Origin of the sequence: Synechococcus sp. ROS8604 (assembly GCF_014279655.1) — a bacterium.
Lineage (GTDB): Bacteria > Cyanobacteriota > Cyanobacteriia > PCC-6307 > Cyanobiaceae > Synechococcus_C.
The window spans coordinates 1,710,025-1,736,232 of record NZ_CP047946.1 but is presented as its reverse complement, the minus strand read 5'-3'; the positions used below and the strand labels follow the sequence as shown (position 1 = coordinate 1,736,232).

Genomic DNA, 26,208 nt, shown 5'->3' with positions numbered 1-26,208 from the left:
AGTTGCCCTATCAGCAGCCGTTGCCCAAGAAGAACGCGCTACTTAAGTACCTGAAGCTTGATCGGCTGGGCAGGCTTACGTATGAGCGGAAAATCCCTGCGCGATTGCGTGAATTCCTAGGAAATCGGGCCAGTATTCGTAGGTCATTGGGTGTTGACGGTACAGATTGCAGTGATACTGATGTACTAACGGCGTATGCACGGGTGCATGGCCAGGTGCAGGAGGTAATCAACGCAGCTGAAGCGCAACACCAGCAGAAATCCACAGCAATCCAGGCACAACCGCAGACATTTGCCCTGTCACCACGTGATGTCGCAGGAATTGCAGCTAATCCACTGCTTGAAATGCGTAATGCCCTGGCAGATGGGCGCATATCCAGCTCGATCCAGGCAGAACTGCAGCAAATCGTGCCGACATTCCTAGCTCAGGTGGCATGGGCGCAGATGACTGGTGATGTCAGCCAGATACAGAAAGCATTGGCGCAGATATCGCAGCCATTGCTGGATCAGTTGGGGATATCCCCGAATGAAACGGATATCACTGCGATCACCCAGCGATTGCTGGCATATGCAGCGGATGCACGGGCAGATGTGGAGAAATTGCAGGACGGAGACTGGAGTTCGCCAACACTTGCAGCGAAAGCTCCACCGATTCCCAAGAGGCGACTGACATGGGAGCAGTTGATAGAAGGATGGCGGCGATCAGTAGGAGGCACACTTGAGGTAGATGGATATGGCGTTTCAGAAAGGCGTGTTGTCTTATATCGACTAGCAATCAAGGATTTTGTTGCTCATATCAGTGATGCTCCACCTGAAGACATCACGATCGCAGATGTACAGCGGTATGTGAAATGGTTACAGACAGATAGTGGCAATGCACCACGAACACAGGCAGGCAAACTGATATGTCTAAAGAACTTGGTGCAGATCGCAGTTAATAACAGAGAGATAGCAAGTAATCCCTTTGATGGCTTCAAGATTGTGGTGCCAGCAGGGGCAGCAGATCTCAAGGGATACAGACCATTCACTAAGCCAGAGCTGGTCACCATCTTCACTGCTGTCAAGCAAGAAAGTCGTGAGCACAATCGATTGCTTCCTTACATCTTGCTGCTGACTGGTTGTCGACTAGCTGAAGCAGTACAGCTGCGTACGAAAGACATACAACAGACAGAGAAGGGGACGTGGTTTATTAATTGGGAACATGAAGCTATAGGCACTTATCCGATGCTGCTGAAAACTAAAGACAGCAACAATCGTAAGATGCCAATACATCAAAAGCTGATCGATACAGGATTGTTAGATATAGATAGAAGAGGTGAGGGCAGGTTGTTTAAAGACATAAGCCAGAACACCAACACGTTCTCGACACACTTTACGGAATTACTTAAGCGGTTGGATATCTGGGAGAAAAAGAAAAAAGTTACTCACTCGTTTCGTAACAATGCCAAGGACATGTGGAGAGAGGTAGACATCCCATTAGATGTACGTAATGCTTTCACTGGTCACGCTGCTGTAGGTGTAGGTGAGCGAAGCTATGGCGTTGGCTTAGGTCAGATGCCTGACAAGTTGAACGAGTATCTACAGCGCATTGACATTAGCTGGTTACCTTAAGCAAAAGATAACAGTAATCGCTTGTTAGAATAGCAGTATTGGGCCCAGTGTTATACAAAAATATGAGCTACTTCAAAACGACAAATCATCTTGAGCGACGTGACAATCTGATTGCCTTTCGTGCATCAACAAAGGATAGGTTCAAGGCAGAAGAACTTAAGTCTCTGATGAACTGCAACTCCACGGCTGAGGTATTTCGAAAGCTGCTTGATGAAAGCTATGCGGAGTATGCAAGCTAATGAATAATGATAAAGACGAGCAGAAGAAATCTCGTATCAACAATATCCTTGGCGGCATTAGTAATAGCAACTTCGGTCAAGGCTTTGGTCAAGCATTCAATCTTGATTCAGAAGATAGGCGCGATGCTCTGTACTCAAGGCGAGAAGCAGAAGGCAAGGCAGCTATCCCTCCCCGCTATCAACAGACACTTAGTCAGCACCCATTGATCGATAGCGTCCGCCAATACGCCTCCACTACAGACAACAGAACTGCGGCAAATGTACTGCAACGATTAGGTCTTGGTCCATTCAACGATGGGATGTACAGCTTCCGTGCCAACAACGGATTGAATGTTGGTGGTGCACCAGCAGAGGCACAGCGTCTACCCGATCTGCAGGTCAATGAGCAGACAGGCAAGCTGCGCCAACCAACAGCAGAAGAATCAAAGCGGATTGCACGAGACAAGCAGCGTGTTCGTGACACTCCCTTGATGCAGAAGCTTGGCTATGGAGCTGGCGGATTGGCAAATGACTTCACTAATAACGCCAGCAGAAATGCTTGGTGGCTCATCAATGCAATCCAAGCTCCAGTTGACCTGGCATCAGAAGCAACCGTTGCTCACCTCAACCCTGACCTCTATCGGGAAGAGGCTGTGGAATTGCAAGACGCTATCGATAAAGGCTTGGTCAGGTACTCACCTGATTACGACGAAGAAGCAATCAAGAGAGCAGTCACCAACAGGGGAGTAATCAGTGAGCCACTGCCGAACCTGACTGGAGAAGCAGCTGACTTTGGTGGCTACACAAGAGAAGGTGAAGCAGCAGATCGGGCAGCTACGGAGAGGGCAGTCCGCGATGAGATGTATTCAAGGAACAACGCAAAGAACTACAAGCGAGCAGCACCTGGCGTCAGGGTTCGTTTCGATAAGGGCAACAACAGATTTGAAGTCAGGCGCCGTGCCTACTCACCAACGCTGGTGAACCTGGCATCAATGCTTCCGGCAGCAACGGCTGTGAATATCGGCATCGGCCTGCTTGGCGGGGAAGACAACGGCACGATCACTGGAAGGCAGGCTGGCTACACAGCAGCAGTACCAGATGAAATCGACCCACGGAAGACAAGCAATGCCTTAGCTGAAGTTGGCATGAGGTATTTCCTTGGAAGGGAAGGGCGTCTGATGGATGCCGATGACTTCTTGCTTGAGCGTCCTGATGTTTCCGCTGCTGAATACGCCAACTACAGGGGCTATCTACAGGACAGGGGCACTGACCTGAATCCATTCGATGACGGCAAGTTCAATCTTGCTGGCATTCTCAAAGGAACCGACGACGGAATCAGAGGACCAGAGCTTCAGTTCCTCGGAAAGTCCGTGGGTCTAAACGACACTGGCGTACCAGTAGCAACCACACTTCTTGGTTCAGCACTCGGTGCCCTAGCCGGAAGACGTACAGGTATCAGAGGTAATAAGCCTGCGGTTATCGGAGCACTAGCAGCTGGTGGATTGACTGGTTTAGTTGGGGGCCAGGCAGCAGGTGCAGCACTAGAAGACAACCGACGCCGCAAGAACTTTGAAGAGCGTCTGCCTGGCACTGACTACGACACCTATAGGGAAAATGCGCGGCAAATTCTTGACCGTAAATATGAGATGGCTCAAGCCAATCCGAATGCGAGGGCTGAGATAGCTGATAGCAAGACCGGCTTCTCTAAGAGGAATCAGCAGGCAGCTCTACTTGATGAAGCTCTAGTGCAGCAGACAGCCATTGATCAAATCATTAATCAAGAATCGAGGCAGCGTGCATTAAATGCAGACGCTAAACGTGAGCAGGCTATGCGTCAGTTCAACGAACTTGAACAATCAATTGCTTAACCCACAAACTAGAGACCAATTATTTAAACTTTAATCAGGAGAAAGATTATGGCTAGACAACGTAGAGACATCGCTGAACTTAAGAAAGGTTTGTTCGGTAGAGAAATCAAAGACAATTCACAGCAGCGCCGCAACGATATTCGTGCAAACGAAATGGTTGATAAGTCAGAGCAGTACCTAGATGCGTTGCCTGAGTTCTTACGCAAGCAACCCGGTGCACGTGAAGCAATGGATGTTGCCGTGACTGCTCAGTACTTACCGACAGACAGGCGTGCTCAGATTGCTGCCGGTTCTCTGCTTGGTGCTGGTGCTCTTGGTTCTATTGCTCAGGCTTACAACCAACAGGCGAATGAATACGCACCGACCAATCCACTTGCAGTAGCAGGGCGGATGGTCAGTAACTTGAACCCTCTTGGTGGCTCATCCGTAGGCGGCGATCCGCTGGCAGCAGCAAGGAACAACGTTGCTACCGCAGCTCAACTTGTGGGTAGTGAAGAAGTTCTCGAAGCTGTGGCGATGGATCAACTCAATGAGATGCGCGGCATTAACCAGGCTGCTCTAACACCAATGGAAGTCCAAGAAAATATGGCTGTCCAGAAAATGATTGATAGCCGTGCATCAACACTGATGCAGGTGCCAATCCAACGGGCAGATGGATCGGTTGCTCCCATGCCATTTGATACAGCAATGCGGCTTGCAACAGAGCAAGTGAACATGGAGATGCGTGCTGGCCAGGTCTATTAATAAAACACAAATCAAACAACTAAAGGTTCAAAGCTATGGAACAAATCAACCCACGTGAATTAGAAGCCTTCATGAAAATGAAAGAGGCAGCTGCAGCTAATGCAGCCATCTCACAATCAGATGGTGTCGTCATCCGCCAAGCACAGGGGAATGTGCCTGGTGCATACGTGAGTGCAGAACAAAAACTTCAAGATAGTTTTGCACAACAGGTAGCAATGAATAACGTCCCCGGTCTATACGGACAATCAGATAACGCTGGCTACTACGGCAATCACAGTGTGGCGAATATGAACTACACGCCTCAGGCTGTTTACAACCCGAATGCTTCTTACGAAGCGCCGCGAAATGTGACGGCAGATGCTAACGGAAACATTGTGATTTACTGAGCCATGAATATCCAAGAAGCAGAACAGAGGTACGCAGAGCTGGCAGAAGAATGCAAGACCGATGAAGAGCTAAATGCAAAGATTAAAACGCTAGATGAAAAAGAAATCTTTGCATTAGCTCATGCATCTTTCAGGGGTGACGTGTTGACTGAGTGTCAGTACCACAGCAATGTCTTCTTAAACTTTCTCGATAAGAATGAGATCATCTATAAACCAGACAGTAACGAGGTAGATAAGAATGTAATCCTTGGCATGCTGATGACCTTGGCTACTCTCTTGGGTAATGAGACAGATTCAGCAGCTCGCACAGAGTTACAAGGACAGAATGAGAATACTCAGTACGGCTTGGGCTTAGCTAACTACATCTCAGACGAAGGCGTTGTGTTGAAGCGCGTCATTGAAAATATTATTATCAATCAATCCTATTACACAGCTGTTCAGAAAGGAAGAAAGATTGGTGTCCATTTTCAGGATCAAGATGGAGCCTTCATTCCTCTGACTAAAGAAGAAGCAGAGCTACTGGCACCAGTAGAGCCCAAGCAAAAGAAAGTAATGCTCACACCTGAGAAGCTTGGCCAAACAGAAGAATAAAAAACCCCCGGCGTTAGCCGGAGGCAGGTGTTCAGACAACAGTCTCCAGTGCTTCAGTAACTGAAGAACGCCTGCGTTTAGATGGAAGCTTGATTGCTTTCACCTCCTCGATTAGCTCATCGAGATCCTCAGGTCGAACCTCGAAAGGCTCTTCCTCTTTTGAAAGCTGAGCTTCAATCACAGGCGAGTCGTCGTTGTCCTGGGCAGTGCCATTGGTATGACTGATGGCATCAAGCATGTCGTCATAGCCCATCTTGCCTGAGCCGAACTCAGACTTGGGTATCTCGACACGGTGGAAGGAGCCACCTTCGCAGTACTGCACGTTGACGAATGTCGCCCTCCCTTTCGGGACAAGCGTGATCATCACCTGATCAGACAGTTGTTGCCTGGTCATGTACTTGAAGTTCTGCAAGAAGCTAGATGCTGTCCAGCTATTGAGAGATGTGCGGTAGATATACGAAGACCCGTCAGCAGCAGTTACTCGGATAAGTAACTTGTCCACAGCATCGAATTGTTGATATCTCTGCTCAACTATCTTGAGGTCAACAATCCAACAGCGTAGTGAGTTAGGCACATGCAGTTTTGAACCGTCGTCCATCAACAAGTAAGCAGCACGACCGCCGCTCTCAGCAGATGCACCACCAATGAAGAGGGTTGTCATCATTGATTGCTGAAGAGCTTCCTCATCAGCATCCAGGAAACCTGTCATCCCTTGAGCGAGGTTGTTAATGCCACGCTCATCAGATGGAACAATAGATAGTGTCATTGATATCTAGCAATGGATGTCCCCTAGGTAGAGAACACTAATGAAAAAACCTCCTGTTAAGGAGGAGTGTTTTAGGGGCTCAGTTTGGTTCGACAGCATGCCAATACCAGACTTCGCAATAGTCGTGGACTGAACGAAGCTGCTCAAGCATTTGCTCGCGCTCTTCTCTAGCCTTTAGATATCGGTCGTAGGTTTGGAACTGGAAGTCACGAGCATGACAAGTACAGTTCAACAGCAGCTGTTCTGCCTTACGGATTGTAGTCATTGCATTGTTGTACTCATCTTGAATCGAGGCAGGAGAAGTGCCATTAATATTGAACACAGGCAAAGAGAACTGCGACTGTGCAGAGGTGGTACTTGTCATTGATTGTTGATGGAGAATGAACACCAAAGAAAAAACCCGCTGTAAAGCGGGACTAGATGCTCAATATTCTTCCGGCCAAAGAGCGCAGGTATAACAATCAGGTGTGCCATAGGCTTCGGTGATGATCCAAAGCTTTGGAAAACCTGAGTGGTGCCAGGTGCTCATTAACCTGCCGCCACATGCATTGCTGAAGACCTCATCATTGAGGGCAGCATCTTCTGGGCAGGTGTCACCCCAGCAACCCTCAGCATGTGAACTTACGCAGACAGTGATCCAGTGCCGCCGCCAATCAAGACCAAGAGTGTTTGCCCTTGGCTCATCTTCATAAGGCATCACACCGGTATCAATGAAGTCAGCGACACCACGTGTCAGAACAAAACTCCCAAGGTTGAGCAGCTTTAATGGACGTGCAGTTGTAGTCATTGTGTTCAGTAGAAGAACACGAATACATATGGCCGGTGTTAACCGGCTGGGTTGCTGTTGTTAAAGCGCCGAGATTATGCAGCTTAATATTTACTTAAGGATTGATTACACAACCCTTGCGCCCAGGAATGTGGAGTAGAATGAATATATTAAAAGGTTCTAACAATAATATGGCCAACGTTAGAAACTATATTGCTGCAGGAAATACAGCTGTCAGAAAAAACCTTAAAGCACGTCAAGCCTTAGCAGATAATAAGCCTGACTATGGAGCACTTGGTGAGGAAGCAATTAAGGCTGAGCGTGACGAACGGATTGGAGTCATCATGGCAAATGCCAAAGCCAACAACGCATCAATGGATGCTTCCACTCAAATTAAAGGCGCAGAGATTGCCAAGGACAGAGATAAATCAATCGCTGCCTCGAAACGTAGTGCACGTAAGGCTGGACTCCTGGCTGGAGGAGCGCTGATACTGGGGCTCGCAAATAAAGAACGTTTGAAAAAAGATGAGCCAGACCTCTATCAAGAGATGCTCCAGCAACAGCTCTTGGGTAGGAACCAAAGCATTACGGACCTACGTACAGAGATAGATGAGATGAGAACAGACCTGGAGAACTCCACACCGAGCTCAATCCCAACCAGTGATTCCACTATTCCACTTTCACCCGAGTCTCCTGGCACGACACCTATCTCCAGTGCACAGTCACTTGCTGCAGGTCAGGGCATCAGCAATGGAGGAGGCAGTCGTTACTCCGTCGATCAGATGCAGCAACTGCTCGTTGATAGAGGCATGGATCCTGGGACCGCACGACAACTGGCTGCAGTAGGTATGGGCGAATCAGGTGGTAACCCAACAATCGATACTGTTCAATCAGGACTTGACCCGAATAGATCAAACGAATTCAGCGTAGGCCTGTTTCAAATAAATTCTCAAAGTCATGGCGACAAACTAAGGCGTAGGGGTTACACCGTTGATGACCTGCGCGACCCAGGCAAGAACGCTGACATTGCTATCGATGTGTACAACGAAGCCGGTGGCCTAACGCCCTGGTCTGTGTATAACAGCGGTGACTACCGGCAATACATGAAGCTCTAATAGCGCGGCAAAAATCTACGTAGAATTTCTGGCCGCCCGGCGTAGCCGCATAAAAAAAGCCCCAGTGTTAACTGAGGCTCTTGTCTATAGAAGTATCTGCTTTAGATAGTGAAGCCAGCGCCGAGGTTACCGAGCCCCTGGAGAAGCATCATCATTGCCTTGTCCTTACGGTCAGCCCGACGTTCACGATCACGCTGTCCAAGCCGGGCGTATTCCAGTTGGAGTGTTAACTGGTCTGACTCTGCTGCACGGAGCCGTGCTTCACGAGAGTCGAGCCTGCTTAAAGACAACTCGTGATTGCGTTGATCTCTGGCACGGGATTCGATACCAAGTTCACGCTGAGATTGCCTGCGCTCTGCTCCTTCCTGACGTCCTTCTTGGCGACGAGTTTCTGCGTTCCTCTCAGCTTTGTCCTTGTCTTCCTTGTCTTGATTACCTGCAGATACGGCAGCGGTAATAGCGCCAACACCTGAGTTGGGATCAAGAGTAGAGCCGCGAAAATTTGGATTAGCTGAAGCAGCTACGAACGTTTCACCACGAAGCCTGTCTTGAGCAATGCGAGCGTCGATCTCTTGAACAGTCAGTCCTTCGGTATTACCTGTATACCGAGGAGCCAGAGGCCCCAAGGTTTCACTGTTGGTCTGAGCCTGGCCTGAGTAGAGCTGTTGAAGTCTCTTGTTCTCCTTATCAGCTGCTCCTTGGATTACCCGGTCACGGTTGGTGCCAGCGAGCCAAGCGCCAAAGTCATCTTGCCAATTCCACGAACCTGTCCTATCAGCAGAACCTGTGCGTGTGGGGTTGAGATCAGCAACCTCTCGATCAATCATGTCCTGCTCAGAGGCACCTGGTAAGAATCCAAATATCGGCATTAGTTATCTCCGTATTTTTGTATAACATGTCTGTGTCTATTATAGTTCAGAGCGCCTTCCAAATAGATACATAAGACGTTCGTGCCTTTCACCAATGTGCTCAAGGTCTATCAGCGTTCTGTATTCAATGTCTCTGTAATAACGTTCGGGAGTATATGACTTGAGCTGGGGTGGAATAATCTGAAGACTATGCATAATCAGGCAACAGCCACAGGAGTAACAGCGGCGGCGCGTTTTCTGGTCCTAGATTTTGTAGCCCTTGCTGGTGTGGCTTTAACAGGAGTAGGTTTAGCAGTCACAACAACTGGAGCTACTACAAGCTGAGTATGCTCTTCACCTGTGATATCTACGTAGAGCTGCTGAAATACAGCAGTAAGATACGGAAGAACATAGCGTTGGCCAAGAACGTGCACGATTGCAGCTGTCCATAGCAACGATTGAATGAGTGGTTTAGTCATAGTAATAACAAAGGTTAAGGATTAGTTAAGCCCCGCTATTGAATAGAGAGGCTATCTTTAGATTTAGTTAATAGTTTGCAAGAGTAATTAAGCGAACGTAGGAAGAGGTTCGTCATCTACATCGCCAGTCGTAGCAGTAGTAGTGACGGGTGCTGGAACATTCAGCTCAACACCAGCAGCAGCGGCGGCATCACGCAGCTTCTGCAACTCTTCCTCGTTCATAGAGGCAAAGAACTGGCGGACCAAACGAATGCTCATCGTGCTGGCTCCAAGGAAACCGAGCACTCCAAATACTGGGGCTAGTCCTGGAAGGAAGGCGACGATACAAGCGATACAGATAATCCATATCGCTTTGTCTCTGGTGTATTCAAAGGCGGCGGTTTTTACCTCAGACAGCTGTTGCCGTCTCTTCAGTGCGCCGACCTTGACTAATGGTTCCAGCTCTAGGAACTTCATCAGTCCTGCATAGACACCAGCAAATACTGTGCCGGAAATACTTAGCTCAGCTGCACCATCAAGGAACATACTGTCCCCATCAAGGTTTAAGTCTGGAGCAAGCCAACCGGAAAAAGCAATACCTTCTAGTCCTGGTTGTCCACTGGTAGCTGGCACGAACTCAAAGCGTCCGTTCTTATTCTTCTGTAAAGGCATTAGTGTTCTCCTAAAAGTAAATGTGAAAGTATTGGCTGGTCTATAAGTGTGAGCCCTGGCAATCCTCGCTCTCTTAAACCCATAGACCACTGCGTCAAATAGCCGGGGTTACCCGGCCAAGTTATGGCTGTTAGTTCTTCAGTCCTTCAATGCGAACACCGTCAAAGCTGACAAGCTCTTCCAACTGATCTTGGATATCAAACACGGCATCTTCATCGCTGCTCAAAGTCTGTGCGAAATCGTGAAGCCCTTGCTGAACGAAGTCAGAAACACAGTTCCAGAACTGCTTAGTTTCAATGAAGCCCTGTAACTGCTGAAGCTGTGCTTCTGTCAAGTCAGCAGTATTGAATGTAGCTGGTGCAATAGCTGTTGTTGTCATTAGATTTTACTCGGTAGTTGTTTGCCTTTTGTTGGGCGATTTGCAAATTGCCGGGGTAACCCGGCTGGCTGTTCTGTTGTTGTTTAGAGTTAGTTATAACCAAAAGGTTGTATAACTCTCTCTATGTATTAATCATAGCGCAGAATAAGGGACTAGGTGTGTTCTAGTTGTGACTATTCTGCCCTTAATTGTTACTAAATACTACCGCGATTAGTGGCGCATAAAGTATTGATAGGGGCTACACACCTATGAATGTTTAGGCTGCCAAGCCCAGTCCACCACTGGTCCTGCGACGGCGAACATAGTGAGCAACATCAGCAGTCTGTGCTTGCAGAGTCATGCTGCCGATGGTCATACGACGGCTATCCCCAGCTACAAAAGTGCGGTAGGCAGAATGGGTTGCGCGTGTCATTAGTTAAAGCTGTAAGTGAATATGCCACTCGCACCTCAGCTCTTGCTGATTGGTGTGTGGTCCTTACTCTCTACTTACTGGCCACCAATTACAGCGGCTCTCGTGGGGTTGAACGCAATCCACGGAAGTTTGATTGTCTCAACAAAGCTACTGCGCTGCAGCTCTGCGTCATTGACGTTGCAACCATCATCACCACAGCAACTGACTTGTGTCAAGCATCTTCTTACTGAGAGTTAGCTGATAAGTCCTACAAGAAATGACTGAGCAATACTTCAGTAACATCTGCAATCAATAGATTGAATGCTGCATAGAAAACAGTCCTGCTTGTTCCTGCTCGCTGCTTGTTCGTTCAATGGCTGTTACAGAGCGAGCGAAGCGAAGCGCAGTTGGCTGTTCTGCTTGTTTAGACTTCTGCTTAACTTGCGATTAGCAAAAGTATTTAACTTAAGCAAAGCAAATGCAGAACAGAAGTTAAACATTAAAGTCAGAGCGAATGATAAGCTTCAGTTATCAATTGATTACTGAATATATAACTGAAGTTATATCTTGCGTTGATACTTAGTGGCTGTTGTGTATATCCCCTTATTTTTTTGTTTGGGGGAGCTTAGGGGTAGTGAGTATATTAGACGTGTCAGAAATTTTGTTTCAATTTATAGGCCCTATGGCGATTTTTCTCCACAGCGGCTCAGCAGAAAGTCGATGCCGCATATAGCCACGAAATATTTTTTGAACTTTTACAGCGACTATGGCAAAAATTTCCAACGCAAAAAACGCCGCCCCTGAGAGTTTTTGTATAACAAGCTAGAGATAGCAAGTGATATTTAGCTACAATAAAAACATATAAGAAGCAAGCTGTGATCAATCATGTCGAACGGTAATACTGACAGGAATAGCCCGTATTATTACGGAACAGATAGCACCTATCGCCCTCAGACTGTGCGGAGAAATCAGGCAAGACGCACTGCTCCGCAATACACAATTGGGCTGGATGGTGTGCCTGTCCTAGTTGAAGGCTCAAATAGTACGGCTGAACCGACTAACACAAACACGCTGCCGCTATCACCTGCTGAGAACACATACACCGTATCTGGGGTGACTTACGACAGAGCATCAGGTAGAGCACTGAATCCTCAGACCGGCAAACCTGCACCGAATGGGTATTCAATTAATCCAAGTACTGGTGACAGGGCAGATAATCCATCTCCTCTTAGTTCACCGACAAGAGATGTCCCTAAACCAGATGGCAGTAGAGGGACCTCAACAAGTCCTGGTGGTGGCAGTGCCCCAATTATGGGAATGCAAGACGTTGATGACCTTTACGAACGCTTAGGTCTTGGTTCGTACTCTGACTACAAACCTGGATACTCACGACCTAAGCCACAGCAGCAGCAGCAAACATCTGGCATTGGTCCTGTTGTTGAGGGAGGAGCTTATGGACAGATGCTTGAGGCGACTAACGGGACTAGAGGAGTAGGTCCAATCGCTGACGGAGCAACTTACGCAACCAATCTTTCAGCGGTTAATAGCAATACAGATGCGGCTTCTGGAATAAGCAGCGATCGTCTACGTGACGCACTCCGAGATGTAGAGAGTATGCGTGGCGAAAGCACCATGTCTGCTGGCACACGTGGCCGTTATGCATTCCTTGATTCTGAGAACAGTTTGCTCGGATTGAGGGAGAGAGATAGGGCCTTGGGAGTGGTCAGGGCAGGAGGTCGTTACTACGGCAATACAGATGACGGATTCAAAGAAGTCTCCGACAAAGCAGTGCGTGATTATTCCGCAAATCGAATCTCAGAAACAGATTTCAACGCGCTATATACGAACCCTAATCCCGTTGGAACTCCAGCTGAAGCGCAGAGCAACTCCTCAAGAAACCCGGCAGCAGTCACTGAGATGCCTACCAGTAATACGGCTTATGGGCCTGTGATTCACGGCGAACAATACGGCCAACAGCTTGAAGCCCAGCAAGGAATGCGCGGCATGGGGCCACTCATTAATGGCAATGTCTATGGGGAGTTCCTCGAAGGACGTGAGCCAATGATGCGCTACCCACGAGGACGAAGCTGATGAATAAAAAACAGATCGTCACCGCTGATGGCAAACACGTACTCCACGATGGTGCCTTGTTCAAGCGGACGGTGCTTCCTTCTGCGGCTGCACCATCCAAAGACACTCTAGAAGTTATCGATGCTTTAGATAACTTGAATTCAGATGGGCTACGCGAGAGCTAGTTGCCAAATCTGCGTGAGCGTTGCTGCTCAGTAATACGCTTGCGTTCGTAGTAGTCATACGCTGCAGAGTTCTTTTTCTGTTGCTGTGTTGGTGCCTGGTTATTCCTAGAAAATATCTCCGCGTGATTTTTGCCGCCCGCTGACTGTTGGAAGTTTCGGATACGCAACTGGGCCTCAGGTGTGAACTTGATAGGCGAAGGTGCTGCATCTGCAAACTTCCTTGCAACAATGTCTTGCTGCACTAGGTCGCGTTGAGCAAGCGGTAAAAGATCCTGGTTAATGCTCTCAAGGTCAGCAAGAGATGCCTCTGCAGAAGTGAGCAATCCTGAAGCGCGTGCTGTCTCCTTACGCTTCAAACGTCGGCGCTCATTGGCGTCTTTCTTTTGCTCAGGGTCGAGAGCTGTTTTCTCAAGTGCCTCTAATTTGCGTTTGCTATTGATCGCTGCTTCTTCAACGGATTTTAAGCGAGCGCCAAACGATAAGGATGAGGGGTCGTTACGTTGCATAATTATTGCTCCTGCTGTTTACATTTTAGATGTGGCGAAGATGGGTGCAGCGTCCAGCCCTTGTGATGGGACCTATGACCCGAAGAAACTCTATTTAAGCATTGAGGAAGAAGATCATTATCTCGTGCAAATTGAGTGACACTCCGAACTTCATGAATATCCTGCTGCGGAGATATAAACCAGACTGGAATAGTTCTGGTATGGGATTCACGCATCTTGGCTCGTGTTTCTTCTGTGAATTTTCGTCCACGAAGTTTGGCTCGTGTTTCTTCTGTGTGTTTTCGTCCACGCATCTTGGCTCGTGTCTCTTCTGTGACTTTTCTTCCTATACGCGCAGCTCGAATCTTGGCTCGTGTTTCCTTTGAACGCGCACAGCCTGAGGGACCTGCCCCGCCGATAGTTTTATTCAAAAGCGTCCCCCCATCACAAATGCGTCTGAAGTGTGCGATCAGCTGAACCTCTGTGTCAAACGCCTCCTGCTCAGTAAAAAAGTAAAAGCGAGAAATATGTTCTTTGTCAGGGATAGGAATTTCGCGACGCTCGAAACATCGTCTGCCAGCACCCTTACCCACATAGTAAGGAATCCATTCTTCTGAATAGTAGATATAAACGTAATAGTTACGGCCAGTCATCACTTCACCTCCTTAACAACACGCACCAAAGTCACACCCTCGCTAACGCTATAGCGACCGTTTTTCTTTAGATGATAATTTACGTTTGAATATGCTGCTCTGATATTGAAATGCTTGATAGCACTCATCATTGAGCGGAACTCTTCTTGTGTTTCCTCGCAACGAACTTTGATGCTTGGGGACTTAGCGCAGGATTTACAGCACTTACTTTTCTCTCCAAGCAAATTGGAATAACGGACCCACGCTTCAGCCCCACACCGCAAGCACTTGCACCGAATTTTGTCCATCGAATGATTCCCGCTCGGATGCTGCTGTCTTGCAACAGGCAATGTCAGCCAGTTAGAGAACCTTCGATGTGCGAAGTAGTGAAGTTCCAAATCAATATCTCGCGCTTTAAGAATTACTCGAATGGCTTGCTCGTGCTCGGGGTACCCCAGTAACTTTGCTGCGCCTGATACAGAACCACCTTTAGTAAGAATATGATGACCAACATCATCAGCTCGTGCTTGCATTTCCGGGTCTTCTGCATACTTAGTGTTCGTCCTGTTAGAGAAGCTCAAACCTTTCTTGAACAACATCGCATAAAGGGTTTGCCGAGATACTCCAATGAGATCAGCCACCTCAGCGTGATTTTTTCCGTCTGATTTCCATTGGTCAAAGTTATCAAGCAGGGTCTGCATAAGTGGCGGCTTAAGCTTCCGCATTGAAGTATTGTTGGCTTCTAGTAATTTGCGTAGTGCGTGTATTCTTACGCCATATTTTTGTAGGATATCAGCCTGCGTCATGTTTGCATTAACGCAGTGTTTGACGGCATCAATTGTTAGTTGTGGTTTGTTTTCATTAGGCATATGATTATACGAATGGCTTATTACTATATTAACTAAAAGATTCAAATAATGTGGGCCTAGATATAATTAAGGAAGAGATTTGTTAACAATACTGTCATGGCAACTTTTTATACCGGAAATACAGGATCTCGCACAACGGGAGATCATCTTGACTTCAGGGTCTGGGATGTCAACGCCGGTGGGTTCGTAAATCCAAACCGTTTCACAAATAGGATGAGAGTTGGTGGCGAGTTGCTTACTGATAGGTATGGAGTAGCCAGTCCTTATGGAATGCGAGAAGACCCAATTAACGGAGGTCAACGCATGCATGACGGCATCGATTACGGCACTCCAGCCGGGACCGCTGTGACAATTGATGGTGGCAACTTGCTGACTACCTTCAACGACGGGGGTGGTGGAATCACTAGTCAATATTCCATTACTGGTGATGATGGGAATCCATATGAAATCCTCCTCATGCACGGCTCCGAAGACAATCCAATTCGCAGCGACAGTGACGTAACTGACGGTCGCTCTCTGATCAACAGCAATAGTAGTGGCAGCCCATCAGGTGCATTGCCTACTGCACCACCAGCAACACCAGCTGTTGACGTTATGGATTACGACCAGATGTCGGCATCAGAGCTGAACAATCAGTACGACCGCCTACGTATGGCAGGCGATGCACTTAAGGCAACGAATGAAGGGATGGCGATGCACCGCGCATATTTTGGGAAAAAATAAATACTGACTAATGAGCAGCGTGATAGTCCTTGGCAAGCTTCCTGAAGTTCTTTAGCCGCAACTGCATCTCAGGATGTTCAACAACAAACATCTGAAGACCGTCACGCATCACGTTGATGACAATTCCAGCGTCAATAGTTTCTCCAGTGCATTCCTTCCAGCACTGTGAGTAAGCAGCTGTCTGCATAGATGCGTAGGCGTATGAATAGAACCCGCCGTACTTAAGGAACTGTCTCCGGTCAAAGGACTTAGTGTATGGATGGTTGCTGGTTTTAATTTCGATCACAGCATTCACACCCTCAAAGTTTGCAATCAGGTCTGGCTTACCTAGCCACTTTCCTTTCTTGCTCCAAATGCAGCTGGTATCACCGTTAGTGAAGTGCTGATGCTCAGGAAGCAATGGAGCCTCAGCCCATACAGGTTTGATATTGAAGGGAATAATGAATTGGTAGAGATGATTCCAGAACTCCATATAGACAGGAGATACATCACACTCACCTGTTGTTATGTATTGAGCGAATGCAGCATGTAAAGAATCGCCTCGGTGTCTCCCGGTAGCTGCAGCATCACCGTCTTTGAATGCCTGTTTACGTCTTGCTCCAACTGATTTGTAATACGTCTTACGTTTAGGGTCAGACTGCAAAAATTTTACTTACAGAAGGATACTGCTCACCATCAATGGTGATTGCGAAGGGATTGGATTGCATTGCTGTAGGCGATAACTTGTATCGCTAAGAACTTTTGTTCTTCTTAATGCTACTGCAATCATAATTATTGCTTGCGAACATCTCTCGTGGTGGACCAAGCATTAATCAATGCCAGTTATTAAAGGCTGATTTAAGGGTTTATGGTGTTGGTTGAAGAAATAAAAAGCCCCTGTGGTCGCAGGGGCGTTGAGTGACAAGCTGCCACTACATCTCAATCAACCTCCTCTCAAAGAAAGCACTACACTCTCCCATCTCCCTCTTCTGACCTTTCTATCAAACCTTCTCTGAGCGTTGGCTACAGACAATCGTGCACCCTCACATCTCGGTTGCTTGGTGTTGATGTTAAGGCATTGATGACAGGTTGTTGTTGTACTTCTTTTCGTTTTTCAGTTGTTTTCGCACCACCAAAGCGAACTTTAAGGTCTGCTGAAACTCTTGTATCAAATGCTTCGTCGTAGGAGATATTGACTCCTGCTGTGACTCCACTGGTCATTTCATAAGCCAAGCGTCCACGCACACCAGAACCATCAACTTCTTCTTGATTACGGTGTTGGTAGTAATAACCAGCTGATGCTTTCAAGACTGGAGTAATGAAATATCCAGCATCCAATCCGTAGGTGTTCATCGCGCCACCTGGATAAACGCTATTGAGCTTCTGCTCGACATCACCCACAGGGATCAGTCCATAGCCGTTCAATGTCCAGCTGTTGGAAACTGCTTCTGCATTGAAAGCAACTTGCTGGAAAAAGACGCTGCTCTTGTCTGTGACGAATACCCCTGTATCGGCATCGCCTGTAGCCATCGGGCGGCTGTCATAACCAGCATTGAGCCCGTACATCCAGCTGCGATCGCTATTCAACCAGCGGTAGCCAAGCCGTGATGAGGTGCTGATCGTGGTGCCAGCAACAGTGGTGTTGATGATGCTGCTGTCATTGCCGTAATCAGCAAAGTTGGCATTGAGCAGCACATCAGCAAAGAACACACTGTTATCGCCAACAGACAGTGGCAAGAACCCGCCAATGCCTGCTTGATTCGGTGTTCCAGCACCCTGCAGTGCGCCTTGAAACCCAATGGTGGGTTTGACCACATCCTTAAGGCTGATGCTCATCACACCAAGATCATCAGCACTGCCGTCTTCTTGCGCAATGGCAGGCAGAGAAGCAATGGAAATGGCAGAAGCCAAAAGCCCCAAGGAGAGACGACGCAGCATGGGGCGTTAGTAGATGCCGTAACGATGCCTTGCCTTTACTGCTGCTGGCAGCTGCAGTAGGCAGTTTCAGCTTTGCTGATTTGCTCTGAAAAGGACTAGAGGCTCACGCCCAGCTGCCAACCAATCAGCCTGTCCCTCTCCTCTTCAACCAATAGAGGCACCATCCAGTCGGACTCGACCTCACCAGCTACATCCCTTCCAAGCTCTTCAATGCCAAGGGCAAGCCAAGACTTATAGCCATCAGCGTCATTAGCCCTTAGTGCCATCAGTAGCTCCTGAAGCAGAGCCAGCGTCATTTGAGTGTCGAGGGACATTGGTTAGAGGTAACTGCTTAAAGCATTCCCCTGCATTAAAAACTCCGCTTGTTGCTTGGCTAAGTATTAATTATTGCCAGGTATCAAAGACTGATTTCAGGGTTTATGGTGTTGGTTGAAGAAATAAAAAGCCCCTGTAATGGCAGGAGCTTTGGGGGTTAGGGTCTGCTGATTTAATGCCCTCAAATAAAGCCCTCACTAGGTGAAACTCTCACAATAAGCTATGAGTTTATCCCGACGCTCAACAGACAAGCCAAGCAACTGTGAAGCCTCACAAGGATCTTCGGTCCCAATCCTAGTCCAGTCGTCGTGCACCCTCACATCCCGGTTGCTTGGTGTTGATGTTAAGGCATTGATGACAGGATGTTCTTGAACATCTTTGCGCTGCAATGTTGTACTCGGACCACCAAAACGAACTTTTAGATCAGCTGAAACTCTTGTATCAAATGCTTCGTCGTAGGAGAGATTGACCCCTGCTGTTAAGCCACTGCTGACTTCATAGGCAACTCTTCCGAGCACACCAGAACCATCAGCTGTTCCTAGGTCACCATTTTGGTAGTAGTAACCAACAGACGCATTCACCACTGGAGTGATGAAGTAACCCACATCAAGCCCGTAGGTGTTGAGTGAACCGCCTTGATAAACGCTGTTGAGTTGAGCTTCTTTCTCACCGACAGGCACTAAGGCATAGGCATTGAAATTCCAGCTATCTGAGATTGCTTCTGCATTCACAGCAAGCTGCTGGAAAAACACACTGCTCTTATCTGTGACGGATACCCCTGTATCGGCATCGCCTGTAGCCATCGGGCGACTGTCATAACCAGCATTCAGCCCATACATCCAGCTGCGATCTCCATTCAGCCAGCGGTACCCAAGCCGTGAAGAGGTGCTGATCGTGGTACCAGCCACATCGGTATTGATGATGCTGCTGTTGTTTTCGTAATCGGCGAAGTTGGCGTTAGCGAGGACATCAAGAAACCAGACGCTGTTGTCGCCAACAGAGAGAGGCAAGAACCCGCCAATACCTGCTTGGTTCGGTGTTCCAGCGCCTTGAAGTGCCCCTTGAAAACCAATGGTGGGCTTGACCACATCCTTGAGGCTGATGCTCATCACCCCGAGGTCATCAGCACTGCCCTTCTCTTGCGCAATGGCAGGTAGGGCAGCAACAGAGATGGCAGAAGCCAGCAGCCCTAGGGAGAGACGACGCAGCATGGGGCGTTCAATAGATGCAGTAACGATGCTTTGCTTGTGCTGCTGCTGCCAGCTGCAGTAGGCAGTTTCAGCTTTGCTGTTCTGCTCTCACAAAGGGACTAGAGGCTCACACCCAGCTGCCAAGCCATAAGCCTGTCTCTTTCCTCTTCCACCAACAGGGGCACCATCCAGTCCGACTCGACTTCAGCAGCTACATCCCTTCCAAGCTGTTCAATGCCGAGTGCCAGCCAAGACTTGTAGCCATCAGCGTCATTAGCCCTGAGTGCCATCAGTAGCTCTTGCAGCAGAGCCAGCGTCATCTGAGTGTCGAGGGTCATTTGTTTGGGGTAACTGCTTAAAGCATTCCCCGCTGCCATGAAAACCCAGACTGTGGCGGGATAAAGCATTATTTAGTGCCAAGCATCGAAGAAAGATATGGGCGGTTATTAGAGCGAATAAAGAAACAAAAAGCTCCTGTTATGTCAGGAGCTTGGTGGATATCGTTATTTAATCAAATCTCCTCCCTGCGGAATCATAAAAGGACGTCCATCATCAGACTTCGCATCAATATTGCAAAACCCCGTCCTTCGCAACCGTTCGCACTTACTCCTTCCTTCCGCGTCTATGGTAAGAAGTAATTTTTTGCCGTCTTTGTCGATCCGTGGCTCAAAAGTTTCAACCTTGCCGGTCGCTTTGTCCATAACATTTATAGAAATGCCGTCACAAGCAATCGCAACAAGAACTCGCGCCGCATTTACGGCATCCGGGCCTTGACAACCATTGGCGTCTATCACGTCATGCACCCTCACGTCCCTATTGCCTGGCGATGATGTTAATGCAGATATGACAGGTTGATTCTGAACTTCTTTGCGTTGTGCTGTTGTAGCTGCACCACCAAAACGAACTTTTAGATCAGCTGAAACTCTGGTCTCAAATGCTTCGTCGTATGAGACGTTCACTCCTGCTGTTAAGCCACTGCTGATTTCGCAGGCAACTCTTCCGAGCACACCAGACCCATCAGCTGTGCCTAGATCACCGCTTTGGTAGTAGTAACCAACAGAAGCATTCAGCTCTGGAGTGATGAAATAACCAACATCAAGCCCGTAGGTGTTAAGTGCACCGCCTTGGTAAAAGAAGTTGAGATCTTGCTCCGTATCACCTATAGGAATTAAGGCATAAGCGTTGAAGTTCCAATCATTGGAAACTGCTTCTGCATTGACTGCCACCTGCTGGAAGAACGCACTCTCCTCTGTGCCGCTGACATTGATGCCGGTATCAGTTCCACCTGTATTCATCGGGCGGCTGTCATAACCAGCATTCAGCCCGTACATCCAGCTGCGGTCTCCGTTTAGCCAGCGATAACCAAGCCTTGATGAGGTGCTGATCGTGGTGCCAGCAACATCGGTGTTGATAATGCTGCTGTTGTTCTCGTAATCAGCGAAATTAGCGTTGGCGAGGACATCAAGAAACCAAACGCTGTTGTCTCCAACAGAGAGGGGCAAGAACCCACCAATGCCTGCCTGATTCGGTGTTCCTGCTCCTTGCAATGCACCTTGAAACCCAAGAGTTGGCTTGACGACATCCTTAAGGCTGATGCTCATCACCCCAAGGTCATCAGCACTGCCATCTTCTTGAGCAATGGCAGGCAGAGAAGCAATGGAAATGGCAGAAGCCAAAAGCCCTAGGGAGATACGACGCAGCATGGGGAGCTGATAGATAAGGCAACGATGCCTTGCTTGTGCTGCTGCCGCACGCTGCAGTAGGCAGTTTCAGCTTTGCTGATTTGCTCTGAAAAGGACTAGAGGCTCACGCCCAGCTGCCAACCAATCAGCCTGTCCCTCTCCTCTTCCACCAACAAAGGCACCATCCAGTCGGACTCGACCTCACCAGCTACATCCCTTCCAAGCTCTTCAATGCCAAGGGCAAGCCAGGACTTGTACCCATCAGCGTCATTAGCCCTGAGTGCCATCAGCTCTTGCAGCAGGGTAAGAGTCATCTGAGTGTCGAGGGTCATTGGTTGTGGGCAACTGGATAAAGCATTCCCCGCTGCAATAAAAACCCGCTCGTCATGGGTCTAAGTATTAATCAGCGCTAGGTATCGGATGTCATTTAGGCGTGATTAGGCAGTGATTAAAGAAATAAAAAGCCCTTGCAATTGCAAGAGCTTTGGGAGTTAGCCTCTAATTTCTTTCTTCAATTTTTCATTGCGGCTTTGCCTTGCACAGTTCTTGACCACCTTCTTTGGATATTCCTTCGCGGCTCCTATAGTACAAATGTTAACAAAATGTTACAAATACAGTTAAAATACATTAACTTACGGTGAGGTGCAGTTAGTACACGTGTCACTCGCTCCCGGACTGAATCTCCATTATCCAATTCATTATTCAAATACACACATCCACTGCACCCGGATAACACTTCGTGTCGTGCACCCGAACATCCCTGTTCTTGGGTGATGCTGTTAACGCATTAATTGTTGGATTCTCCCACTTTTTCTTCGTCGCTGCTGTTGTACTTGGGCCACCAAAGCGCACTTTAAGATCAGCTGAAACTCTTGTATCGAATGCTTCGTCGTAGGAGATATTGACTCCTGCTGTGACGCCACTGGTCATTTCATAGGCTAAGCGTCCGAGTACGCCGGAACCATCTGCTTCTCCTAGGTCACCGCTTTGGTAGTAATAACCAACAGAAGCATTAACGGCTGGAGTGATGAAATAACCAATATCAAGCCCGTAGGTATCAAGCGAGCCGCCTTGATAAACGCTATTCAGCTGTTGCTCTGTATCACCAACAGGAACTAAGGCATAGGCATTGAAGTTCCAGCTATCAGAGACTGCTTCTGCATTAACTGCCACCTGCTGGAAGAAAGCACTCTTCTCTGTGCCGCTGACATTCACGCCTGTATCAGTTCCACCTGTATTCATCGGGCGGCTGTCATAGCCACCGTTAACGCCATACATCCAGCTGCGGTCGCTATTCAGCCAGCGATAACCCAATCGCGTTGAGGTACTGATCGTGGTGCCAGCTACGTCGGTATTGATGATGCTGCTATTGCCGCCGTAATCAGCAAAGTTGGCATTGAGCAGCACATCAGCAAAGAAGACGCTGTTGTCACCAACAGCGAGGGGCAAGAACCCGCCAATACCTGCTTGGTTAGGCGTGCCTGCTCCTTGTAGTGCGCCTTGAAAACCCCAGTTGAACTTGACTGCATCCTTAAGGTTGATCTCCATCACCCCGAGGTCTTCTGCGCTACCTGCCTCTTGAGCAGCCGCAGGAAGCAGAGCGCCATTAGAGAGTGCCAGTGCAGCAACACCGCTTAGCGATAACGACAGGCGCAGTGAACGCTGCATTGATAAGGATCTATTGAGCGCAGAATGGCTTGCTTTTACTGCTGTTGCGAGCTGCAGTAGGCAGTTTCAGCTTTGCTGCCCTGCGCTCACAAACGGATTAAAAGCTCACGCCAAGCGTCCAAGCCATCAGCCTTATCTACGCGAAGCAGATAAACCACACAGCTTGTCCAGCTGAGATACAGCACCAACAACGGCACCATCCAATCCGATTCGACCTCAGCAGCTACATCCCTTCCAAGCTCTTCAATGCCAAGGGCTAGCCAAGACTTGTACCCATCAGCGTCATTAGCCCTGAGTGCCATCAGCAGCTCCTGCAGCAGAGCCAGCGTCATCTGTGTGTCGAGGGGCATTGGTTGAGGGCAACTGCTTGAAGCATTCCCCGTACGAATAAAAAACCCCGCTCGTGGTGAGGCTAGTGAATATTCAGTCGGGAGATCGATAGCGATAATTCACCATCTGGTTGTTGATTCAATGGGTCGATCATCTCGTCGGCTTCCTCCAGGACATTCATTTCACATCACGCTCAGATGCAATAGCCGTCAGTTTTTGATTGCCAAGGGGTTGAGACGGGATGTGCTGTTAGCAGTGCTCGCAAAAGCAAAGCAGAAGGTGCCTCATCGCTTGTATGCGGTGTGCCTGATGGCTAATCACCTGCATCTGCTTCTGCGTCATGATGATGCAAATGAATTGCCAAAGCTGATGCATTGGTTTGGCTGGTATTCAGCCATGGCACTAAACCGCCTTTCTGGTCGTTGCGGGCATTTTTGGGAGGCGAGGTATTACGCCACTGCAATTGCTCCAACAGACCACAGGCGAGTGCTGAATACATTGCGTTATATCCACGCCAATCCAAAGGCAGCAGGAATAAGAAAAGGGTTTTATGACCCCTATTCCAATTACGGGCATTACGGAAGATTGGCGTGTGATGGCATCAGTGAGTGGCACCCAAGCTTTCTGCAACTGGCATCAAGCCTGAAGGGTTGTTCCAGGCGATATGCACGGTTCTGCCAGCACTACCGGCACAAAAGCAAAGGCGGCTCTAGGTGCCATTGGGGCTCAAGAATGCTGAAACGATTAGTTGAAAAAGGCAGAAGCAGTCAAAGCAGGAAGAACCGGGTCTCACCAGGACAACAGAAATTACCCTTTGCTTTTGACATCAGACTCAATCAGATTCCAGAAGGCTGGCATCAAGTTGCGGTGAGATTCAGAAGAGCAAATGGCATCCGTGATGGTGATCAAATCCTCAAGCTGTGGTGATTTAAAGAAAATATGAACATATCCTTAGAGGCAACAAATAAAGACAGTGAGCTTATATTGCCTGATTTTTTTATATGAATTATTGAATACTGAACTCACGATGCAAGCTCCTTTAGGACTCTGATCGTGCCAGGTATTGAAGGGCGATATGGACGGTTATTAGAGCTAATAAAGAAATAAAAAGCCCCAGCAATTGCAGGGGCTTTGGGGGTTAGGGTCAATCAATCGTCCCTCACAGTTTAAATTTCAGTCAAATTTAAATTTCAGTTGGATTTGCCTTAATAAATCTGTCAGTAGGAACAAAAATGCAGTTGCCGTCAATACCACACTGAAGTTCTCTCCTGTAGACTAAGATATCGTGCACCCTCACATCCCTGCTCTTGGGTGATGCTGTTAACGCATTAATTGTTGGATTCTCCCACTTTTTCTTCGTCGCTGCTGTTGTACTTGGGCCACCAAAGCGCACTTTAAGATCAGCTGAAACTCTTGTATCGAATGCTTCGTCGTAGGAGATATTGACTCCTGCTGTGACGCCACTGGTCATTTCATAGGCTAAGCGTCCGAGTACGCCGGAACCATCTGCTTCTCCTAGGTCACCGCTTTGGTAGTAATAACCAACAGAAGCATTAACGGCTGGAGTGATGAAATAACCAATATCAAGCCCGTAGGTATCAAGCGAGCCGCCTTGATAAACGCTATTCAGCTGTTGCTCTGTATCACCAACAGGAACTAAGGCATAGGCATTGAAGTTCCAGCTATCAGAGACTGCTTCTGCATTAACTGCCACCTGCTGGAAGAAAGCACTCTTCTCTGTGCCGCTGACATTCACGCCTGTATCAGTTCCACCTGTATTCATCGGGCGGCTGTCATAGCCACCGTTAACGCCATACATCCAGCTGCGGTCGCTATTCAGCCAGCGATAACCCAATCGCGTTGAGGTACTGATCGTGGTGCCAGCTACGTCGGTATTGATGATGCTGCTATTGCCGCCGTAATCAGCAAAGTTGGCATTGAGCAGCACATCAGCAAAGAAGACGCTGTTGTCACCAACAGCGAGGGGCAAGAACCCGCCAATACCTGCTTGGTTAGGCGTGCCTGCTCCTTGTAGTGCGCCTTGAAAACCCCAGTTGAACTTGACTGCATCCTTAAGGTTGATCTCCATCACCCCGAGGTCTTCTGCGCTACCTGCCTCTTGAGCAGCCGCAGGAAGCAGAGCGCCATTAGAGAGTGCCAGTGCAGCAACACCGCTTAGCGATAACGACAGGCGCAGTGAACGCTGCATTGATAAGGATCTATTGAGCGCAGAATGGCTTGCTTTTACTGCTGTTGCGAGCTGCAGTAGGCAGTTTCAGCTTTGCTGCTCTTCAGCAGGCAATAAAAAACCCCGATCGTGGCGGGGGAGTAATCAGGAACGCATCATCAGCAGCACTCACACTCAAGGTCTGCCAAAGAATGCTCCGATACAACTAGGCCCGGTTGCTGCTTGAGCAACTGAAACTGCCAGTCAGGAATGAGTTGATCCGACGAGAGCGTTTGACCAATCTCACCATATTGCTCATGGGGGATTGACTTAACGACTAGGTCAACGTCGTCCATCTCACACCCCACCTGCCAGGGGGTGTCGTCAAAGAAAGCTGCACTACACAACTCAAGACCTAACTCTTTGATGCTGCTGGTTTGATCAACAGTGTCACCAAGGTCAATGGCAATCACCCCCTTAGGTACAGCATCTGGACATCCCTTAGATGCCCAGTAGAAAACTGAGCGGACAAAGAACATCAGAACTCACCATCTGCAGAAGCATCAGACTTGAACTCAGCCTTGGGCTTGTTCAGCGGATGCCGTCCTTCAAGGAGGTCAGCAACCATTGCTGTCTCACGGACTTCTTCAAAGGCTTTGGCAACAGCTGCCTCGACCTTGCGTGGCTTGGGAAGAATGCTGTAGCTGGTCTCAAGACCAGAGCCTTGCTTACCGATCTTGAGAACGAAGTTGGCAATATCAGCACTATCAAAAGCGAAGTCCTCATCATTGAGAATCTCGACCAGGCCATCGCGCAGAGAACGCTGCTCAATCACAGCAAGCTCAACGCGCTGACGTGCATACGAATAAACCAAGGCACATAAGGCACGCTTGGGCTTTACGAATTCACCATCGATCTTTGGACGGTCAGGCTTGGCCCAATCAGTCATACGTGCTGCGTTAGGAAAACCCTCGTAATCATTCGAGTAATCAAAGCCTGCAAAACGCAGGGTTCCATCAGGCTGTTTTTCTTCGACCCCACACCTCCATGGTGCAAGCATGTGACCAGTGGAGAATGTTCCTAATAGACGGATCTCTTCTGAGGAGCCGCTCTCAATTTTATTAGGCAAGAACTCCAGTGAATCAAACGCTTTCTTTTCTGTA

General features: G+C 48.3%; 32 protein-coding genes. 10 read left to right on the top strand and 22 right to left on the bottom strand.

Annotation, left to right across the window (positions count from 1 at the left end; genetic code table 11):
- Nucleotides 1-20: 20 nt before the first annotated feature.
- The 5 genes from SynROS8604_RS09165 (at nt 21) to SynROS8604_RS09145 (ending at nt 5,417) form a co-directional block, all read left to right on the top strand.
- Nucleotides 21-1,610 (top strand): tyrosine-type recombinase/integrase, encoded by a 1,590-nt coding sequence (locus tag SynROS8604_RS09165; RefSeq protein ID WP_222930094.1) that lies wholly within the window; start codon nt 21-23, stop codon nt 1,608-1,610.
- 238 nt (nt 1,611-1,848) lie between these two features.
- Nucleotides 1,849-3,696: a hypothetical protein gene (locus SynROS8604_RS09160; RefSeq protein ID WP_186543760.1), complete on the top strand. Its 1,848-nt coding sequence runs from the start codon at nt 1,849-1,851 to the stop codon at nt 3,694-3,696.
- Nucleotides 3,697-3,849: 153 nt separating this feature from the next.
- Nucleotides 3,850-4,440 (top strand): hypothetical protein, encoded by a 591-nt coding sequence (locus tag SynROS8604_RS09155; RefSeq protein WP_222930093.1) that lies wholly within the window; start codon nt 3,850-3,852, stop codon nt 4,438-4,440.
- A gap of 35 nt (nt 4,441-4,475) precedes the next feature.
- Nucleotides 4,476-4,826, top strand: a complete 351-nt coding sequence (locus SynROS8604_RS09150; protein ID WP_186543758.1) for a hypothetical protein — start codon at nt 4,476-4,478, stop codon at nt 4,824-4,826.
- Nucleotides 4,827-4,829: 3 nt separating this feature from the next.
- On the top strand, nt 4,830-5,417 hold the full coding sequence (locus SynROS8604_RS09145) for a hypothetical protein (RefSeq protein ID WP_186543757.1): 588 nt from the start codon (nt 4,830-4,832) through the stop codon (nt 5,415-5,417).
- Between the two features lie 31 nt (nt 5,418-5,448).
- Here SynROS8604_RS09145 and SynROS8604_RS09140 read toward each other — a convergent pair whose 3' ends face one another.
- The 3 genes from SynROS8604_RS09140 to SynROS8604_RS09130 form a co-directional block, all read right to left on the bottom strand.
- On the bottom strand, nt 5,449-6,015 hold the full coding sequence (locus SynROS8604_RS09140) for a hypothetical protein (RefSeq protein ID WP_186543756.1): 567 nt from the start codon (nt 6,013-6,015) through the stop codon (nt 5,449-5,451).
- 247 nt (nt 6,016-6,262) lie between these two features.
- Nucleotides 6,263-6,547: a hypothetical protein gene (locus SynROS8604_RS09135; protein WP_186543755.1), complete on the bottom strand. Its 285-nt coding sequence runs from the start codon at nt 6,545-6,547 to the stop codon at nt 6,263-6,265.
- Between the two features lie 60 nt (nt 6,548-6,607).
- Nucleotides 6,608-6,970 carry a hypothetical protein gene (locus tag SynROS8604_RS09130; RefSeq protein ID WP_186543754.1) on the bottom strand — a complete coding sequence of 121 codons (363 nt, stop codon included), beginning with the start codon at nt 6,968-6,970 and terminating at the stop codon, nt 6,608-6,610.
- A 116-nt stretch (nt 6,971-7,086) separates the two neighbouring features.
- On the opposite strand from SynROS8604_RS09130, the gene SynROS8604_RS09125 reads away from it, so the two are divergent.
- Nucleotides 7,087-8,064 (top strand): transglycosylase SLT domain-containing protein, encoded by a 978-nt coding sequence (locus SynROS8604_RS09125; RefSeq protein WP_222930092.1) that lies wholly within the window; start codon nt 7,087-7,089, stop codon nt 8,062-8,064.
- A gap of 101 nt (nt 8,065-8,165) precedes the next feature.
- Here the strand turns inward: SynROS8604_RS09125 and SynROS8604_RS09120 are convergent, their stop codons facing one another.
- The 4 genes from SynROS8604_RS09120 to SynROS8604_RS09105 form a co-directional block, all read right to left on the bottom strand.
- Nucleotides 8,166-8,891 carry a hypothetical protein gene (locus SynROS8604_RS09120; RefSeq protein ID WP_186543752.1) on the bottom strand — a complete coding sequence of 242 codons (726 nt, stop codon included), beginning with the start codon at nt 8,889-8,891 and terminating at the stop codon, nt 8,166-8,168.
- 587 nt (nt 8,892-9,478) lie between these two features.
- The gene (locus tag SynROS8604_RS09115; RefSeq protein WP_186543751.1) at nt 9,479-10,042 is read right to left on the bottom strand and encodes a hypothetical protein; all 564 of its coding nucleotides are present in this window, start codon (nt 10,040-10,042) and stop codon (nt 9,479-9,481) included.
- A gap of 130 nt (nt 10,043-10,172) precedes the next feature.
- Complete coding sequence (locus SynROS8604_RS09110; protein ID WP_186543750.1) at nt 10,173-10,421, bottom strand: hypothetical protein; 249 nt, start codon at nt 10,419-10,421, stop codon at nt 10,173-10,175.
- Between the two features lie 256 nt (nt 10,422-10,677).
- Nucleotides 10,678-10,833 carry a hypothetical protein gene (locus SynROS8604_RS09105; protein ID WP_186543749.1) on the bottom strand — a complete coding sequence of 52 codons (156 nt, stop codon included), beginning with the start codon at nt 10,831-10,833 and terminating at the stop codon, nt 10,678-10,680.
- 1,290 nt (nt 10,834-12,123) lie between these two features.
- Here SynROS8604_RS09105 and SynROS8604_RS09100 point away from each other — a divergent pair.
- Nucleotides 12,124-12,903, top strand: coding sequence for a hypothetical protein (locus SynROS8604_RS09100; protein WP_186543748.1), 780 nt, complete (start codon nt 12,124-12,126; stop codon nt 12,901-12,903).
- A complete protein-coding gene (locus tag SynROS8604_RS15480) occupies nt 12,903-13,067 on the top strand; it encodes a hypothetical protein (protein WP_222930091.1) in 165 nt (54 codons plus the stop codon). The genes SynROS8604_RS09100 and SynROS8604_RS15480 overlap by 1 nt, the downstream gene beginning before the upstream one ends.
- Here SynROS8604_RS15480 and SynROS8604_RS09095 read toward each other — a convergent pair.
- The 3 genes from SynROS8604_RS09095 to SynROS8604_RS09085 are packed head-to-tail and all read right to left on the bottom strand — an operon-like array spanning nt 13,064 to nt 15,053.
- Nucleotides 13,064-13,573: a hypothetical protein gene (locus SynROS8604_RS09095; RefSeq protein ID WP_186543747.1), complete on the bottom strand. Its 510-nt coding sequence runs from the start codon at nt 13,571-13,573 to the stop codon at nt 13,064-13,066. The two genes, SynROS8604_RS15480 and SynROS8604_RS09095, sit on opposite strands and share 4 nt — an antisense overlap.
- Nucleotides 13,574-13,575: 2 nt before the next feature.
- Nucleotides 13,576-14,205, bottom strand: a complete 630-nt coding sequence (locus SynROS8604_RS09090) for an NUMOD3 domain-containing DNA-binding protein (RefSeq protein WP_186543746.1) — start codon at nt 14,203-14,205, stop codon at nt 13,576-13,578.
- Nucleotides 14,205-15,053 carry a hypothetical protein gene (locus SynROS8604_RS09085; protein WP_222930090.1) on the bottom strand — a complete coding sequence of 283 codons (849 nt, stop codon included), beginning with the start codon at nt 15,051-15,053 and terminating at the stop codon, nt 14,205-14,207. The genes SynROS8604_RS09090 and SynROS8604_RS09085 overlap by 1 nt, the downstream gene beginning before the upstream one ends.
- Before the next feature lie 303 nt (nt 15,054-15,356).
- Between SynROS8604_RS09085 and SynROS8604_RS09080 the strand changes: the two genes are divergently transcribed.
- Nucleotides 15,357-15,776 (top strand): hypothetical protein, encoded by a 420-nt coding sequence (locus SynROS8604_RS09080; RefSeq protein ID WP_186543744.1) that lies wholly within the window; start codon nt 15,357-15,359, stop codon nt 15,774-15,776.
- Nucleotides 15,777-15,783: 7 nt separating this feature from the next.
- Here the strand turns inward: SynROS8604_RS09080 and SynROS8604_RS09075 are convergent, their stop codons facing one another.
- The 9 genes from SynROS8604_RS09075 to SynROS8604_RS09035 form a co-directional block, all read right to left on the bottom strand.
- Entirely contained in the window at nt 15,784-16,419 is a 636-nt protein-coding gene (locus tag SynROS8604_RS09075; protein ID WP_186543743.1) for a hypothetical protein, read from the bottom strand.
- Nucleotides 16,420-16,778: 359 nt separating this feature from the next.
- Nucleotides 16,779-17,693 carry a carbamoyl-phosphate synthase gene (locus SynROS8604_RS09070; RefSeq protein ID WP_186543742.1) on the bottom strand — a complete coding sequence of 305 codons (915 nt, stop codon included), beginning with the start codon at nt 17,691-17,693 and terminating at the stop codon, nt 16,779-16,781.
- 95 nt (nt 17,694-17,788) lie between these two features.
- The gene (locus tag SynROS8604_RS09065; protein WP_186543741.1) at nt 17,789-18,007 is read right to left on the bottom strand and encodes a hypothetical protein; all 219 of its coding nucleotides are present in this window, start codon (nt 18,005-18,007) and stop codon (nt 17,789-17,791) included.
- A 198-nt stretch (nt 18,008-18,205) separates the two neighbouring features.
- The gene (locus SynROS8604_RS09060) at nt 18,206-19,219 is read right to left on the bottom strand and encodes an inverse autotransporter beta domain-containing protein (protein WP_255444983.1); all 1,014 of its coding nucleotides are present in this window, start codon (nt 19,217-19,219) and stop codon (nt 18,206-18,208) included.
- 98 nt (nt 19,220-19,317) lie between these two features.
- Nucleotides 19,318-19,536: a hypothetical protein gene (locus tag SynROS8604_RS09055; protein WP_186543740.1), complete on the bottom strand. Its 219-nt coding sequence runs from the start codon at nt 19,534-19,536 to the stop codon at nt 19,318-19,320.
- Between the two features lie 165 nt (nt 19,537-19,701).
- Nucleotides 19,702-20,901: an inverse autotransporter beta domain-containing protein gene (locus SynROS8604_RS09050; protein WP_255444982.1), complete on the bottom strand. Its 1,200-nt coding sequence runs from the start codon at nt 20,899-20,901 to the stop codon at nt 19,702-19,704.
- A gap of 95 nt (nt 20,902-20,996) precedes the next feature.
- A complete protein-coding gene (locus tag SynROS8604_RS09045) occupies nt 20,997-21,212 on the bottom strand; it encodes a hypothetical protein (RefSeq protein ID WP_186543739.1) in 216 nt (71 codons plus the stop codon).
- A gap of 370 nt (nt 21,213-21,582) precedes the next feature.
- A complete protein-coding gene (locus tag SynROS8604_RS09040; protein WP_186543738.1) occupies nt 21,583-22,548 on the bottom strand; it encodes a carbamoyl-phosphate synthase in 966 nt (321 codons plus the stop codon).
- Nucleotides 22,549-22,634: 86 nt separating this feature from the next.
- On the bottom strand, nt 22,635-22,898 hold the full coding sequence (locus SynROS8604_RS09035) for a hypothetical protein (protein WP_186546087.1): 264 nt from the start codon (nt 22,896-22,898) through the stop codon (nt 22,635-22,637).
- Between the two features lie 121 nt (nt 22,899-23,019).
- On the opposite strand from SynROS8604_RS09035, the gene SynROS8604_RS09030 reads away from it, so the two are divergent.
- Nucleotides 23,020-23,805: a transposase gene (locus SynROS8604_RS09030; protein ID WP_186543737.1), complete on the top strand. Its 786-nt coding sequence runs from the start codon at nt 23,020-23,022 to the stop codon at nt 23,803-23,805.
- A 256-nt stretch (nt 23,806-24,061) separates the two neighbouring features.
- Here the strand turns inward: SynROS8604_RS09030 and SynROS8604_RS09025 are convergent, their stop codons facing one another.
- The 3 genes from SynROS8604_RS09025 to SynROS8604_RS09015 all read right to left on the bottom strand — a co-directional run bounded on the left by SynROS8604_RS09025 (nt 24,062) and on the right by SynROS8604_RS09015 (nt 26,174).
- On the bottom strand, nt 24,062-25,087 hold the full coding sequence (locus tag SynROS8604_RS09025) for a carbamoyl-phosphate synthase (RefSeq protein WP_255444981.1): 1,026 nt from the start codon (nt 25,085-25,087) through the stop codon (nt 24,062-24,064).
- A 137-nt stretch (nt 25,088-25,224) separates the two neighbouring features.
- Nucleotides 25,225-25,584, bottom strand: coding sequence for a hypothetical protein (locus SynROS8604_RS09020; protein WP_186543736.1), 360 nt, complete (start codon nt 25,582-25,584; stop codon nt 25,225-25,227).
- Nucleotides 25,584-26,174, bottom strand: coding sequence for a hypothetical protein (locus tag SynROS8604_RS09015; protein ID WP_186543735.1), 591 nt, complete (start codon nt 26,172-26,174; stop codon nt 25,584-25,586). Before SynROS8604_RS09015 ends, SynROS8604_RS09020 begins: the two co-directional genes overlap by 1 nt.
- Between the last annotated feature and the right edge of the window lie 34 nt (nt 26,175-26,208).